General features: G+C 40.3%; 8 protein-coding genes, 2 tRNA genes and 3 rRNA genes. 6 read left to right on the top strand and 7 right to left on the bottom strand.

Annotated elements, in window-relative coordinates:
- Window positions 1–12 precede the first annotated feature (12 nt).
- The 5 genes from porV (at window position 13) to QWY90_RS03480 (ending at window position 6,992) form a co-directional block, all read left to right on the top strand.
- Window positions 13–1,209, top strand: a complete 1,197-nt coding sequence (gene porV / locus QWY90_RS03500) for a type IX secretion system outer membrane channel protein PorV (RefSeq protein ID WP_290284458.1) — start codon at window positions 13–15, stop codon at window positions 1,207–1,209.
- A 76-nt stretch (window positions 1,210–1,285) separates the two neighbouring features.
- Window positions 1,286–1,768: a cytidine deaminase gene (gene cdd / locus QWY90_RS03495; RefSeq protein WP_290284457.1), complete on the top strand. Its 483-nt coding sequence runs from the start codon at window positions 1,286–1,288 to the stop codon at window positions 1,766–1,768.
- A 139-nt stretch (window positions 1,769–1,907) separates the two neighbouring features.
- Complete coding sequence (pdhA, locus tag QWY90_RS03490) at window positions 1,908–2,909, top strand: pyruvate dehydrogenase (acetyl-transferring) E1 component subunit alpha (protein ID WP_290284456.1); 1,002 nt, start codon at window positions 1,908–1,910, stop codon at window positions 2,907–2,909.
- A 3-nt stretch (window positions 2,910–2,912) separates the two neighbouring features.
- On the top strand, window positions 2,913–4,547 hold the full coding sequence (locus QWY90_RS03485; protein WP_290284455.1) for a dihydrolipoamide acetyltransferase family protein: 1,635 nt from the start codon (window positions 2,913–2,915) through the stop codon (window positions 4,545–4,547).
- Window positions 4,548–5,144: 597 nt separating this feature from the next.
- A complete protein-coding gene (locus QWY90_RS03480) occupies window positions 5,145–6,992 on the top strand; it encodes a M1 family metallopeptidase (protein WP_290284454.1) in 1,848 nt (615 codons plus the stop codon).
- 428 nt (window positions 6,993–7,420) lie between these two features.
- Here the strand turns inward: QWY90_RS03480 and rrf are convergent.
- The 6 genes from rrf to QWY90_RS03450 all read right to left on the bottom strand — a co-directional run bounded on the left by rrf (window position 7,421) and on the right by QWY90_RS03450 (window position 14,425).
- Window positions 7,421–7,530: ribosomal RNA gene (rrf, locus tag QWY90_RS03475) — 5S ribosomal RNA — on the bottom strand.
- Window positions 7,531–7,653: 123 nt separating this feature from the next.
- Window positions 7,654–10,538: ribosomal RNA gene (locus QWY90_RS03470) — 23S ribosomal RNA — on the bottom strand.
- 191 nt (window positions 10,539–10,729) lie between these two features.
- Window positions 10,730–10,803, bottom strand: a tRNA-Ala gene (locus QWY90_RS03465).
- Between the two features lie 139 nt (window positions 10,804–10,942).
- Window positions 10,943–11,016: transfer RNA gene (locus tag QWY90_RS03460), tRNA-Ile, on the bottom strand.
- Between the two features lie 87 nt (window positions 11,017–11,103).
- Window positions 11,104–12,615: ribosomal RNA gene (locus QWY90_RS03455) — 16S ribosomal RNA — on the bottom strand.
- Together the 16S, 23S and 5S rRNA genes with 2 tRNA genes alongside form the textbook arrangement of a ribosomal RNA operon.
- 577 nt (window positions 12,616–13,192) lie before the next feature.
- Window positions 13,193–14,425 carry an ABC transporter permease gene (locus QWY90_RS03450; RefSeq protein ID WP_290284453.1) on the bottom strand — a complete coding sequence of 411 codons (1,233 nt, stop codon included), beginning with the start codon at window positions 14,423–14,425 and terminating at the stop codon, window positions 13,193–13,195.
- Between the two features lie 79 nt (window positions 14,426–14,504).
- Between QWY90_RS03450 and QWY90_RS03445 the strand changes: the two genes are divergently transcribed.
- Window positions 14,505–15,770: an exo-beta-N-acetylmuramidase NamZ family protein gene (locus QWY90_RS03445; RefSeq protein ID WP_290284452.1), complete on the top strand. Its 1,266-nt coding sequence runs from the start codon at window positions 14,505–14,507 to the stop codon at window positions 15,768–15,770.
- Here QWY90_RS03445 and QWY90_RS03440 read toward each other — a convergent pair.
- On the bottom strand, window positions 15,767–16,168 hold the full coding sequence (locus QWY90_RS03440; RefSeq protein WP_290284451.1) for a PH domain-containing protein: 402 nt from the start codon (window positions 16,166–16,168) through the stop codon (window positions 15,767–15,769). The two genes, QWY90_RS03445 and QWY90_RS03440, sit on opposite strands and share 4 nt — an antisense overlap.
- Between the last annotated feature and the right edge of the window lie 21 nt (window positions 16,169–16,189).

Below are 16,189 nucleotides of genomic sequence, written 5' to 3'. Positions count from 1 at the left end.
ACAAAAATGAAAATGAAAAAATTCACAATACTCTTTTTAATAGCCTCATTACAATATATCAATGCACAGCAAGATAGCCGGGTTATAACAACTGGTGTTCCTTTTCTTTTAGTAGCTGCCGATGCTCGTGCTGCTGGTATGGCAGACCAAGGAGTTGCTACTTCTCCAGATGCTTTTTCACAACAATGGAATCCTGCAAAATATACATTTGCTATCGACAAACAAGGATTCACGGCAAGTTATACCCCTTATTTAACGGATTTAGTTAATGATATTTCCTTAGGACAAGCTACTTATTATAATCGTTTCGGAGATGAAGGAAGAAATGCCTTTGCAGTAAGTTTACGTTACTTTGGTTTAGGTGAAATAGAATTAAGACAAAATGCTGATGATCCGGCTCAAATCGTTAAACCTAATGAATTAGCGCTTGACGGTTCTTATTCACTTAAACTTAGCCCTAGTTTTTCAATGGCTGTTGCCGGTAGATACATTCGTTCCGCCTTAAGAATTCCATCCGGAGAATCTACTGATTCAAAACCAGCAAGTTCATTTGCCGTTGATGTCGCAGGGTATTATGTAGGTGAAGAAGCTGCCTTTTCTGATTTCAATGGTCGTTTACGTTTAGGTTTCAATTTCCAAAACATGGGGCCAAAAATTAATTATGATGCCGGTTCATCTGACGATAATAGTGCTAACTTCTTACCTGCCAATATGAGAATAGGTGGAGGTTATGATTTTATTCTTGATGATTTTAACAAAGTATCTTTAAGCGTTGAGTTTGCAAAACTTTTAGTGCCAACACCAAAAAGTGCCGATTTAGATGGTGATGGATTAATAACAACTCAAGAAGAAATTGATTTGAGAGCTCAAAACAATGCTGATTACAATAAAATCAATTGGGTTTCTGGTATTTTCTCTTCTTTTGGAGATGCACCAGGTGGATTTAGTGAAGAACTCAAAGAATTTACCTATTCTGTAGGTACAGAATATTTATACCAGGATTCATTCGCGTTCCGTTTAGGCTATTTCCACGAAAGTCCAATAAAAGGAGCCCGAAAGTTCTTCTCACTTGGCGCAGGATTTAAATATAATGTAGTTAAAGTAGATGTTTCCTATTTGTTCTCTGCCTCAAAAGTGAAAAACCCATTAGAAAATACACTTCGTTTCTCATTATCGTTTAACTTTGGTGATAAATACGACGATTATTAATAGTTTAGCAAATGATAAAAATAACATCCAAATTTCAAAAAAGAGATTTGGATTTTTTTTCCGCAATAAGTAGCAAATGAACAAAATAGAAATTAAAACCTCGTTTACAGCATTCCAATCAGTTGAAGAACTTCCGCAAGATGTTCAGACACTAATGCAACAAGCCATCGAAGTCAGAAAAAATGCTTATGCTCCTTATTCAAAATTCCGAGTGGGTGCAGCATTACTTTTAGATAATGGAAAGGTTGTTTTAGGTTCCAACCAAGAAAACGCCGCTTATCCATCTGGGCTTTGTGCCGAAAGAGTGGCTATTTTTCAATCAGGTGCTATTTATCCTGATGCCAAAATTATAAAAATGGCTATTTCTGCAGCATCGGATACTAATAAAACAACTACTCCTATTCCACCTTGTGGCGGTTGTAGACAATCCATTTCAGAATATGAATTCAAACAAAACACACCAATAGAAATCTATTTTATGGGTGAAACAGGTGAAGTTTATAGGTCTGATTCAATCAAAAATTTACTTCCTTTAAGTTTCGATAAAAACTTCCTTTAAAAGATAAAAATTACTCTTTTAAATTTTACTTCTTAGTCGGAATGTTTTACTTTTGCCTTTCGCAAATTTGTGTGTGAGTGAACTATTTTGCGTTGAAATATAATTTACAACTAAATAACGCTTTATCAAAAAGTAACAAATGAAAGAAGTAACAAAAGAGGTTTATTTAAAGTGGTACGAAGACATGCTACTTTGGAGAAAGTTTGAAGACAAACTTGCAGCACTTTATATTCAACAAAAAGTTAGAGGATTTCTTCACTTATATAATGGTCAGGAAGCCGTTTTAGCGGGTGCATTACACGTTATGAACTTAGGCGGAAAAGACAAAATGATTACGGCCTATCGCAATCACGTGCAACCAATCGGAATGGGTGTTGACCCAAGAAGAGTAATGGCTGAACTACTTGGAAAAGTAACAGGAACTTCCAAAGGAATGGGCGGTTCTATGCACATATTCTCAAAAGAACACGGATTTTATGGCGGTCATGGTATCGTTGGAGCTCAGATTCCAGTGGGTGCCGGTATGGCTTTCGCAGATAAATATTTTGAAACCGGTGGTGTAACACTTACCTATTTTGGTGATGGTGCTGCACGTCAAGGTTCATTACACGAAGCTTTCAATATGGCAATGTTATGGAAATTACCAGTAGTATTCATTTGTGAAAACAATGGCTATGCTATGGGAACTTCTGTAGAAAGAACCGCAAACCATACCGATATTTGGAAATTAGGTTTGGGCTATGAAATGCCATGCGGACCAGTAGATGGAATGAATCCGGTAAAAGTGGCCGAAGCAATGCACGAAGCTATGGAAAGAGCACGTCGAGGTGACGGACCAACGTTCTTAGAAATGAAGACTTACCGATACAGAGGTCACTCAATGTCAGATGCACAATTATACCGTTCAAAAGACGAAGTAGAAGAATACCGAAAAATTGACCCAATTACGCAAGTATTAGATATCATCAAAGAAAACAACTATGCAACGGATGCAGAAATTGAAACTATTGATCAAAGAGTAAAAGATTTAGTAGAAGAATGTGCCACATTCGCCGAAGAATCTGCTTTCCCGGAAATACAACAATTGTATGATGTGGTTTACGAACAAGAAAATTATCCTTTTATCCCTCACAGACTATAAATTATGGCAACAATAATAACAATGCCTCGCTTGAGCGATACAATGACAGAAGGAACTGTTGCTACTTGGTTAAAAAAAGTGGGCGATACTATAAAAGAAGGTGATATACTAGCGGAAATCGAAACGGATAAAGCTACCATGGAATTTGAATCTTTCAATGACGGTACTTTATTATATATCGGAATTAAAGAAGGTGAAACCGCTTCAGTTGATTCACTTTTAGCCATCATCGGGAAAGAGGGTGAAGATATTTCCGCATTAATTTCAGGTGCTGCTACCGCGCCAGCTCAAGCAAAAACTGAAGAAAAGGTAGAAGCTCCAGCTGAAGTAAAACCGACAACCGACAACGCACAACCAACAACAGCCTCTCTTCCAAAAGGAGTAATAGTAGTAACTATGCCCCGTCTTAGCGATACAATGACCGAAGGAACGGTAGCCACTTGGTTGAAAAAAGTGGGTGACGAAGTAAAAGAAGGCGACATCCTTGCCGAAATTGAAACTGACAAAGCCACGATGGAATTTGAATCTTTCAACACAGGTACGCTTTTGTTCATCGGAATTAATGAAGGACAATCAGCACCAGTGGATAGCGTTTTAGCAATCATCGGACCTGCAGGAACAGACATTACAGGCATAGCCGAAAATTATGCAAAAGGTGGAGCTGCACCAGTAACTTCAACGCCTGATACTGCTAGTGCGCCAGTTGCTGCAACTCAAAACACTGTAGAAGAAACTTCATCAGATAGAATTTTTGCTTCACCTTTAGCTAAACAAATTGCTAAGGACAAAGGAATTAATCTTTCTCAAATAAAAGGTTCAGGTGAAAACGGTCGCATAACGAAAAGTGATGTGGAGAACTTTACACCTTCAGCTTCAGCTCCAAGCCAAGCTACACAACCGACAACAGACAACACACAACAAACAACTGTTGTAAGACCATTTGTCCCAGCTGGAGAAACGTCAACAGAAGAGGTTAAAAATTCGCAAATGCGTAAAACCATTGCGATTCGTCTATCGGAATCCATCTTTACTGCGCCACATTTCTATTTAACAGTAGAAATTGCAATGGATGAAGCCATGAAATCACGAGTAACGATTAATACCATTCCGGATACAAAAGTATCTTTCAACGATATGGTTATCAAAGCGTGTGCAATGGCGTTAAAAAGACATCCAAAAGTAAATACACAATGGCAAGCTGATGCCATCATCATCAACCACCATGTTAATATTGGAGTTGCTGTAGCGGTTGAAGACGGATTAGTAGTACCTGTTTTGAAATTTACAGACCAAATGACGTTAACACAAATAGGCAGTAGCGTAAAAGATTTAGCCGGAAAAGCAAAATCCAAAAAACTACAACCAGCCGAAATGGAAGGAAGCACATTCACAGTATCTAACTTAGGAATGTTCGGAATACAATCGTTTACTTCTATCATCAATCAGCCAAACTCAGCGATTTTGTCTGTAGGTGCTATCGAAGAAAAACCGGTAGTAAGAAACGGTCAGATTGTTGTTGGAAACACCATGATGCTAACTTTAGCTTGCGACCACAGAACGGTTGATGGAGCTACAGGAGCACAATTCTTGCAAACATTGAGACAGTATTTAGAAAATCCGGTTACGATGTTGGCATAAGAGCCTATTCGTATTAACAATTATAAATCCCGCTTTGAAATTCAGAACGGGATTTATTTATTTTCAAACTTTGCGTCTCAGGGTCTTTGCGTGAAAAAACATCTCGCTAAGTCACAAAGACGCAAAGAAATGTAGATAGAAATTAATTCACTCAGAAATGGGATTTTTTTATTTATACATTCAACAAAAGGATAACGTATATACCTTCGCGGCTCAGCGTCTTTGCGTGAAAAAACATCTCGCTAAGTCACAAAGATGCAAAGAAATGTAGATAGAAATTAATTCACTCAGAAATGGGATTTTCTTATTTATACATTCAACAAAAGGATAATGTATATACCTTTGCGTCTTTGTGTGAAAAAACATCTCGCTAAGTCGCAAAAGCGCAAAGAAATGTAGATAGAAATAAATTCACTCAGAAACGGGATTTTTTTATTTATACATTCAACAAAAGGATAATGTAAATACCTTAGCGTCTTTGCGTCTTTGCGTCTTTGCGTGAAAAAACATCTCGCTAAGTCGCAAAGAAAACAAAATAATAATAAATTCACGCCCATATAATTTTACCTATTTTTTGAAAGGTATAAAACATCAAAAATGAAAAAAACCTATTTCCTAATACTATTAATAGTAACATTTGCCTGCCAGAAAAAAGAAGCAACTCCACAAAATCAAACAGCAAAAGATATTCATTCCTTTTCAAATCCAGTTGAAGCGGTGGTCAAACATTTGGATTTAGATATCAAAGTTGATTTTAATACCCAAACGATCTCGGGAAAAGCTTCGTGGCAAATTGATAATAGTTCCAAAGGAAACGAAATCATCTTTGATGAAAACACTTTGAATATTTCCAAAGTGACTTTAGGCGATGACGAAAAAGAAACCCAATTCAAGCTGGGCGACTCCTTTGAATTCCACGGAAAACCACTTCATATAACTATAGAACCCAACACTACCAGAGTCAACATCTATTACAACACCACAAAAGACGGCGTGGCATTACAATGGTTAAAACCGGAACAAACAGCCGACAAAAAGAAACCATTTGTATTTTCTCAAGGCGAAAGCATTTGGTCACGCACCTGGATTCCATGCCAAGATTCTCCCAGCGTTCGCTTTACCTATAATGCTAAAGTTACCGTGCCTAAAGACCTAATAGCCTTGATGAGTGCTGTAAATCCAAAACAGAAAAACAATACCGGTGTTTATACTTTCAAACAAGACAAACCTATTCCATCTTACTTAATGGCAATTGCTGTAGGTGATGTCGAATTCAAATCTATTGATAACAGAACCGGAGTTTATGCCGAACATTCCGTAATAAATAAAGCCAAATGGGAATTTGCCGAATTAGGTAAAATGGTCAACGCCGCCGATAAACTATTTGGTCCTTATCGCTGGGGCAGATATGATGTGATAGTGTTGCCACCAAGTTTCCCTTATGGCGGAATGGAAAACCCAAACTTAACCTTCCTAACACCTACTGTTTTAGCGGGTGACCGTTCCTTAACGAGTTTACTTGCACACGAATTAGGTCACAGTTGGAGTGGAAATTTGGTTACCAATGCCACTTGGGATGACATTTGGCTAAATGAAGGTTTTACAACCTATGTAGAACACCGTATTGGTGAAGAAGTTTTTGGAGTAAAAGAAGCCAAAATGCAAGACATTTTAAGCCGAAAAGTATGGGAAGTCAATTTAGATGAAATAGGAAAAGACAGCCCGGATTCAAGGCTGAAAGTAGACACTTCAGGGAAAAATCCCGATGACGGCTTAAGTGATATTCCTTATGAAAAAGGATATGCCTTTCTTCAAACCATAGAAGCAGCTGTTGGCCGTGCAACGTTTGATAAATTCCTGACCAATTACTACAATGATCACGCCTTTCAATCGATAACTACAGAGGATTTTGTTGATTATTTCAATAAAAATCTAATCAAGGGAGACAAGTCTTTAGCCGATAAAATAAAACTAAACGACTGGATATACAAAACCGGAATCCCATCCAACGTAATCACTCCCGTTTCCGAAGATTTTAATACCATTGACAGCATCCAAAAAACATGGAGAAAAACCGGAGTTAAAGGATTAGGTCAAAAAATAAAATCGACTAACGAGAAACAACATTTCATCGATTACCTGCCAAAAGATATGACCGTTAAAGAAATGACAGCTATCGACAAAGAATTCAAGTTTACCAATGAAGGTAATTTTGTAGTAAAACGGCAATGGTTTATTATAGCCATTCAGCATCAGTACAAATTTGCCTATCCAGCCATTGAACAATTCCTAACAAACTATAGCCGAACTGGATCGTTAACGCCGCTTTATAAAGAAATGGTTAAAACTCCCGAAGGAAAAACATGGGCCAAACAGATTTATGCAAAGGCGAAATCGAGGTATCATGCTACGACGGTGGAGGCTGTTGAGAAGATTTTGATATAAAAATCAATTAAAGTTTAAGGCATTAAATTCGGAATTTAAAAAGAAAGTAATACTAAGGCTTCAACATTTTGTCGACGCAGCTTGAACATTTTATCGAAGCGGCTTGGACATTTTGTTGACGCGGCTACAATATTTTGTTTTCCAATGCGTCGACATTTTGTTTTCCAATGCTTCAACATTTTGTCCACCGTATTGAAAACAAAAAATCTTTGATATTAAGAGGAGGAAGGCCAGTGGGCTTCAGGTAGTTTTGATTTATCAAAACCTTATAAAACAAAAAACCCTATCCAAATAAATGAATAGTGTTTTCTAAAAAAAGCCTGTCTGCCGGCAGGTAGGTACGCGAACTTTAGTTCGCCAATCCCGTAGGGATGATATAATAGGTAACAAAAAAATCCTCATCAACTAAATGATGAGGACTTTCTAAAAAAAGGCAGCGACATACTCTCCCACATAACTGCAGTACCATCTGCGCAGTCGGGCTTAACTTCTCTGTTCGGAATGGGAAGAGGTGAGCCCCGACGCAATAACCACCTTAAGGCGTTTTGCAAGGGTGATTGACTTGATATCAACCAACAATACAGAATATCTTAACATACTGAGATAAAAATTGTTTAAAAAGAAAGAAAGTTTGCTGCGCCCCCGAAGGGGCGCAAGCGGTGTACATAAGCTTACGGGTTATTAGTACTACTCGACTATGACATTACTGCCTTTACATCTATAGCCTATCAACGTAGTCATCTCCTACGACCCTTAAAAGAAATCTCATCTTGTGGTGGGTTTCGCGCTTATATGCTTTCAGCGCTTATCCCTTCCAAACGTAGCTACTCTGCGGTGCTCCTGGCGGAACAACAGATACACCAGAGGTTTGTCCAATTCGGTCCTCTCGTACTAGAATCAGATCCACTCAAATTTCTTGCGCCCACAATAGATAGAGACCGAACTGTCTCACGACGTTCTGAACCCAGCTCGCGTGCCACTTTAATGGGCGAACAGCCCAACCCTTGGGACCTTCTCCAGCCCCAGGATGTGACGAGCCGACATCGAGGTGCCAAACCCCCCCGTCGATATGAGCTCTTGGGGGAGATCAGCCTGTTATCCCCGGCGTACCTTTTATCCTTTGAGCGATGGCCCTTCCATGCGGAACCACCGGATCACTATGCTCTACTTTCGTACCTGATCGACCTGTATGTCTCTCAGTCAAGCTCCCTTATGCCATTGCACTCTACGCACGGTTACCAAGCGTGCTGAGGGAACCTTTAGAAGCCTCCGTTACTCTTTTGGAGGCGACCACCCCAGTCAAACTACCCACCAAGCAATGTCCCCCGAATTACGGGGTTAGACCTCAGATAAGCAAAGGGTGGTATTTCAACAATGACTCCACAACGCCTGGCGACGCCACTTCATAGTCTCCCACCTATCCTACACATCACTTATCCAAGACCAATACTAAGCTATAGTAAAGGTGCACAGGGTCTTTTCGTCCCATTGCGGGTAAGCGGCATCTTCACCGCTACTACAATTTCACCGAGCTCATGGCTGAGACAGTGTCCAGATCGTTACACCATTCGTGCAGGTCGGAACTTACCCGACAAGGAATTTCGCTACCTTAGGACCGTTATAGTTACGGCCGCCGTTTACTGGGGCTTCAATTCAATGCTTCTTCTTGCGAATAACATCTCCTCTTAACCTTCCAGCACCGGGCAGGTGTCAGGCCCTATACTTCATCTTACGATTTTGCAGAGCCCTGTGTTTTTGATAAACAGTCGCCTGGACCTCTTCACTGCGGCCCTCATTACTGAGGGCGACCTTTCTCCCGAAGTTACAGGTCTATTTTGCCTAATTCCTTAGCCATGAATCTCTCGAGCACCTTAGGATTCTCTCCTCGACTACCTGTGTCGGTTTACGGTACGGGTACTGTTAATCTAAGTTTAGAAGGTTTTCTTGGAAGCCCTTAGGCGCACTATCACTTTGTCCGAAGACTCCGTGTACTATCGCATTTCCCCAAATCCTGCGCATTTAACTACAAGACTTATAGGTAGGTGCTTTAACGAACTATTCCGTCAGTTCGCGGCGCTTTCATCACTCCGTCACTCCATCACAATTAACAGTAGTACGGGAATATTAACCCGTTAGCCATCGACTGTCCCTTTCGGGTTCGCCTTAGGACCCGACTAACCCTCAGCTGATTAGCATAGCTGAGGAAACCTTAGTCTTTCGGTGTGCGGGTTTCTCGCCCGCATTATCGTTACTTATGCCTACATTTTCTTTTCTAACCAGTCCAGCATGCCTTACGACACACCTTCAACCCTGTTAGAATGCTCCCCTACCACTTGTATTTACATACAAATCCATAGCTTCGGTACTATACTTATGCCCGATTATTATCCATGCTCGTCCGCTCGACTAGTGAGCTGTTACGCACTCTTTAAATGAATGGCTGCTTCCAAGCCAACATCCTAGCTGTCTGGGCAGACAAACCTCGTTATTTCAACTTAGTATAGATTTTGGGACCTTAGCTGATGGTCTGGGTTCTTTCCCTCTCGGACTTGGACCTTAGCACCCAAGCCCTCACTGTTGGTGAACATTATATAGCATTCGGAGTTTGTCAGGAATTGGTAGGCGGTGAAGCCCCCGCATCCAATCAGTAGCTCTACCTCTATATAACTTTATAACCAACGCTGCACCTAAATGCATTTCGGGGAGTACGAGCTATTTCCGAGTTTGATTGGCCTTTCACCCCTACCCACAGGTCATCCGAAGACTTTTCAACGTCAACCGGTTCGGACCTCCACTATGTGTTACCACAGCTTCATCCTGCCCATGGGTAGATCACACGGTTTCGCGTCTAACACTACTGACTAAAGCGCCCTATTCAGACTCGCTTTCGCTACGGATCCGTGACTTAATCACTTAACCTTGCCAGCAACGTTAACTCGTAGGCTCATTATGCAAAAGGCACGCCGTCACCCCACGAAAGGGCTCCGACCGCTTGTAAGCGTATGGTTTCAGGATCTATTTCACTCCGTTATTCACGGTTCTTTTCACCTTTCCCTCACGGTACTGGTTCACTATCGGTCTCTCAGGAGTATTTAGCCTTAGCGGATGGTCCCGCCAAATTCAGACAGGGTTTCACGTGCCCCGCCCTACTCAGGATACCACTATCCTTATCTTCTCTTACTTATACGGGACTATCACCCTCTGTGGTTAACCTTTCCAGGTTATTCTAATTCAATCCGCAAGAAATGTCGTGGTCCTACAACCCCAGAATTGCCGTAACAACACTGGTTTGGGCTAATCCGCGTTCGCTCGCCACTACTTACGGAATCACTTTTGTTTTCTTCTCCTCCGCCTACTTAGATGTTTCAGTTCAGCGGGTTTGCTCTCCTATCGGAGTGACATGTCTTCAACATGCCGGGTTGCCCCATTCAGGTATCTACGGATCAATTCGTGTGTGCCAATCCCCGTAGCTTTTCGCAGCTTATCACGCCTTTCATCGCCTCTGAGAGCCTAGGCATCCCCCATACGCCCTTATTTTGCTTATTGTACCCAACACATAATTAAATGTGCCGTTGTTTTTTGTTTACCACTATTACTAGTAGCAAACGCTTTCTACTTTTTAAATATTTTCTTATCTCAATATGTCAATGAACTTTATTAATTTGAAAATTTGATGATTTGAGAATTTGAAAATGAATCTTCAAATCTTCAAATTGATTAATCTTCAAATCAATTTGTGGAGAATATCGGAGTCGAACCGATGACCTCCTGCGTGCAAGGCAGGCGCTCTAGCCAGCTGAGCTAATCCCCCAATCTAATGGATAATTGTCAATTGATAATTGATAATTATTTTTTCAATTGAGTTTTTAACCAATTCTAGAATTTCCTTTTTAAGCTTTTACAGTTTACTTTCATTATCAATTGTTAATTATCAATTGTTAATTAAAAAGTAGTCCCGCCCAGACTCGAACTGGGGACCCCTACATTATCAGTGTAGTACTCTAACCAGCTGAGCTACGAGACTCTGTTTTTTTGCTTATTATAATATTTGAACTAACAGCGAGAGTAATTGAATTTATGATTTGTAACTATACCTTATTATCGTCTCTAGAAAGGAGGTGTTCCAGCCGCACCTTCCGGTACGGCTACCTTGTTACGACTTAGCCCTAGTTACCAGTTTTACCCTAGGCAGCTCCTTACGGTCACCGACTTCAGGTACCCCCAGCTTCCATGGCTTGACGGGCGGTGTGTACAAGGCCCGGGAACGTATTCACCGGATCATGGCTGATATCCGATTACTAGCGATTCCAGCTTCACGGAGTCGAGTTGCAGACTCCGATCCGAACTGAGAACGGTTTTATAGATTCGCTCCTACTCGCGTAGTGGCTGCTCTCTGTACCGTCCATTGTAGCACGTGTGTAGCCCAAGGCGTAAGGGCCGTGATGATTTGACGTCATCCCCACCTTCCTCACAGTTTACACTGGCAGTCTTGTTAGAGTTCCCGACTTGACTCGCTGGCAACTAACAACAGGGGTTGCGCTCGTTATAGGACTTAACCTGACACCTCACGGCACGAGCTGACGACAACCATGCAGCACCTTGTAAATTGTCTTGCGAAAAGTCTGTTTCCAAACCGGTCAATCTACATTTAAGCCTTGGTAAGGTTCCTCGCGTATCATCGAATTAAACCACATGCTCCACCGCTTGTGCGGGCCCCCGTCAATTCCTTTGAGTTTCATTCTTGCGAACGTACTCCCCAGGTGGGATACTTATCACTTTCGCTTAGCCACTGAGCTTGCGCCCAACAGCTAGTATCCATCGTTTACGGCGTGGACTACCAGGGTATCTAATCCTGTTCGCTCCCCACGCTTTCGTCCATCAGCGTCAATCCACTAGTAGTAACCTGCCTTCGCAATTGGTATTCCATGTAATATCTAAGCATTTCACCGCTACACTACATATTCTAGTTACTTCCTAGTAATTCAAGTCTGGCAGTATCAATGGCCGTTCCATCGTTAAGCGATGGGCTTTCACCACTGACTTACCAAACCGCCTACGGACCCTTTAAACCCAATGATTCCGGATAACGCTTGGATCCTCCGTATTACCGCGGCTGCTGGCACGGAGTTAGCCGATCCTTATTCTTACGGTACCGTCAAGCTCCTACACGTAGGAGTGTTTCTTCCCGTACAAAAGCAGTTTACACACCATAGATGCGTCTTCCTGCACGCGGCATGGCTGGATCAGGCTTGCGCCCATTGTCCAATATTCCTCACTGCTGCCTCCCGTAGGAGTCTGGTCCGTGTCTCAGTACCAGTGTGGGGGATCTCCCTCTCAGGACCCCTACCTATCGTAGCCATGGTAAGCCGTTACCTTACCATCTAGCTAATAGGACGCATGCTCATCTTTTACCGTTGGAACTTTAATAGTGACTTCATGCGAAGTTGCTATGCTATGAGGTATTAATCCAAATTTCTCTGGGCTATCCCTCTGTAAAAGGTAGATTGCATACGCGTTACGCACCCGTGCGCCGGTCTCAGGTATTGCTACCTTACCCCTCGACTTGCATGTGTTAAGCCTGCCGCTAGCGTTCATCCTGAGCCAGGATCAAACTCTTCATCGTATATTGTTATGCTGATATCGCTATCTGCATCGTAATTTAGACAAAGGCTAGTCTTTTATTCAAATCTTTTCGATTCTCTTACTCTCTTTTGTTGTTTTAACATCTCTGTTAAAACGGCTGTCAATTCAATATGTCTATGAACGTTTATTCTAATTTTAATCCGCCTTCATTCTCAAAGCGGGTGCAAAAGTAACTATTCTTTTCTAACTAACAAGGCTTTTTAAAATTATTTTTGAATTATTTTAATTCCTCGTTTTTTCAGTATTATTATGAACTTTTAATCTCTTGCGGGGTGCAAATATAAAAACTAATTCAACCTCAATCCAAATGTTTTTTGAGGTTTTTTTGCCTTTTTTTTTAATGTATTGATAACTGGGGTTTTATAATTGATTTATATTAAAAATTTTCATAAAGAAGAATCAAACTCAGCCACCCCGCCCTGCGGGCACCCCTCAAGAGGGGAATGCTTATGTCATCGATATAGCTTAACGTGTCTTTAGCCCCGATAGCAGCAGCTACCTCGTAGCGCGGATAGCGGGACTGAACTTCCTGAGAACTGCAATTGCTGTGCTCCTAACTATTCAAACCGAATGGATTTTGACGGTGTGATTTTAGTAATGATGTAGGACGGGATAAGTAGAACCAACAGGCAAATTACGACGGTCCCAATATTGAGTAACAAAATGTAGAACAGGTTAATGTCGACTGGCGCAACATTTACATAATAACTTTCGGGGTTGAGTTTGATGATGCCAAAGTATTTTTGAATAAGCAACAATCCGATTCCGATGCCATTTCCCCAAAGCAAACCGCGGCCAATTAAGTAGGCTGCATTATAGAGAAACACTTTTCGGACAGACCAATTATTGGCGCCGAGTGATTTTAGGATGCCAATCATTTGAGTTCTTTCGAGGATTAACACTAAAAGTGCAACTACCATATTAATAGTAGAAACGGCAATCATGACTATTAGAATAACGATAATATTAAAATCGAAAAGTTTTAGCCATTCGAAGATGTAATAGAATTTCTCGACAATGGTTTGCGAATCGAGTGTTGATGATGTTTCCTCATAAACTTGTTGACCTTTACTTTCTATTTGAGTGAAATCGTCAACAAAAACTTCGAAAGAACCGATTTCGTCCGGACTCCATTTGTTTATTCTTTGCACGTGTCTTATATCTCCAATCACATAGTTCGCATCGAATTCCTGAAATCCAGAATTGTAGATTCCGACTATTTTAAAATTACGCAGGTTATAACCTTCGCTGTTTTCTTTCATGAAGTAGGTTACAAATTTATCGCCGAGTTTCAATCCTAAGCGATTACACAAATATTGCGAAATTAGGACTTCTTCATTGAGATTGGATTTGAAATTGGGCAATCTGCCTTGTACTAAGTATTCTTTAAGATTGTCGGTTTGATAGTCCTTGCCAACTCCTTTAAATATGATACCTTCGAAAGCTGTTTCGGTTCTTATCATACCCGCTTTACTGGCAACGGCTTGAACATGATTTATTCCGTCGACATTTTTAAAGTTGGGATAAAAGTTTTGATGAATGGATATCGGTTTGGTGCTAACATCCGAATTATTGTCGTTGTAACCTGAAATAATTATGTGTCCGTTAAAAGCAGCCACTTTTTGGCGTATTTTTTGTTGCAACCCGATTCCTGTTGCTATGGAAACAATCATCATAATCATTCCGAGTGCTATGGCGGTGATGGCAATTTTTATTATTGGCGCAGAAATACTACTTTTATGGTCTTTAGCAGTAATGAGTCGTTTCGCTATAAAATATTCTAATTTCAAATTTTGGAGGTATAGTTGAGACAAAGGTAAAGAAAGTTTTCGCCACAGATTACACAGATTTTCACAGATTAAAATTATTATGAGACATTATATTAAAATTGGGTTACTGTTTCTAACTGTTGTTTCCTGCAGAAGTCAGGTTAATCAGCCAAAAGATAAAACGCAGAAGACTGATGTTGGGAAAGAGATGTCAGAAAGCATAAAAACTGGCGCTGATAATATTGATGCTTATTTACCTTTGTTAAAGGGCAAGAAAGTTGGTATTGTCACCAATCAAACAGGAATTATCACGATAAAAGAATTTGGAACTGTAACAAAAAGTACTAATAATCGAAGTGATGAAGTATTCAAGTATGTTCAATTATCCATTGTAGATTATTTATTGGAACAAAAAGTCAACCTTATTAAAATCTTCGCGCCAGAACACGGCTTCCGCGGAACAGCTGATGCCGGAGAACATGTAGTGGATGGCAAAGATTCAAAAACCGAATTGCCAATCATTTCACTTTATGGCGATAACAAAAAACCAAAACCTGATCAGCTAGACGATCTTGATGTATTGGTTTTTGATTTGCAGGATGTTGGTGCGCGTTTTTACACTTATATTTCTTCATTGCATTATATAATGGAAGCCTGCTCTGAAAATAATATTCAACTAATCGTTTTAGACAGACCAAACCCTAACGGCAGTATTGTTGACGGACCAATTTTAGAAAAAGAGTTCACCAGTTTTGTTGGGATGCACCAAATCCCATTGCTTCACGGTATGACGATTGGCGAATATGCCAAAATGATTAATGGCGAAAAATGGCTCAAAGATGGGATTCAATGCAAGCTGACCGTGATTCCGTGTTTGAATTACAAACGAGAACTATTTTATAGTTTGCCTGTAAAACCTTCTCCAAACATTCCTAACGACCAAGCGGTTAATTTGTATGCGAGTTTATGTTTGTTTGAAGGCACCAATGTTAGTGTTGGTCGTGGCACCGAAAAGCAGTTTCAGATTTACGGTTCTCCGTTTCTGCCAAAAAGCAAGTTCAGTTTTACTCCGATACCAAATTTTGGATCAAAAGAACCGCCCTATAAAAACCAATTGTGCTATGGCGAAGATTTGAGTGCGTCACCTAAAGTGCACCAACTCGAATTGAAATGGCTACTCAAAGCATATAAGGAAACTACCGATAAATCGAAATTCTTTATTCCGTTCTTTACCAAATTAGCCGGAACCAAAAAATTGCAGCAGCAAATTGAAGCCGGAACATCTGAAACTGAAATTCGAAAATCTTGGGAAAAAGGATTGAATGATTTTAAAACAATGAGAAAGAAGTATTTAATTTATAACTAAATAGCAGATTCAATTTCCGGATTAATTTTTAACAGGTCATCAATAAACGCTTGCCTATCTTTTGGCGAGATGTAAACTTCATCATATTTATTGAACTTAATCGCTATTCTATCTAAAGACAAGGCCGGCGAACTTAAGACGGAATTGGTCTTTTCTATTTTCCTGATTTTTGAAATTTCTATTGTATCGTTTACAATAAACAGGCATTTAACAATGAGTTGGTTATCTGCAATAATATATCGGGTAGATTTTGAAATAAAAACAATAAACAGCAAGCAAAGTACAATTCCCAAGTAGCCAATCCATTCTCCTTCCATGATGGATGCAATACTTCTAAATATTGGATAAACTAAAACTAATCCGAGCCACCAATCTATTTTTGATTTGTATATTTTCATGTGCATTTGTTATTGTTTTTT

The organism is Flavobacterium paronense, assembly GCF_030409795.1.
Taxonomy (GTDB): domain Bacteria; phylum Bacteroidota; class Bacteroidia; order Flavobacteriales; family Flavobacteriaceae; genus Flavobacterium; species Flavobacterium paronense.
Note: the sequence above shows the minus strand (reverse complement) of the source record. Positions and strands in the feature narration are given on the sequence as shown.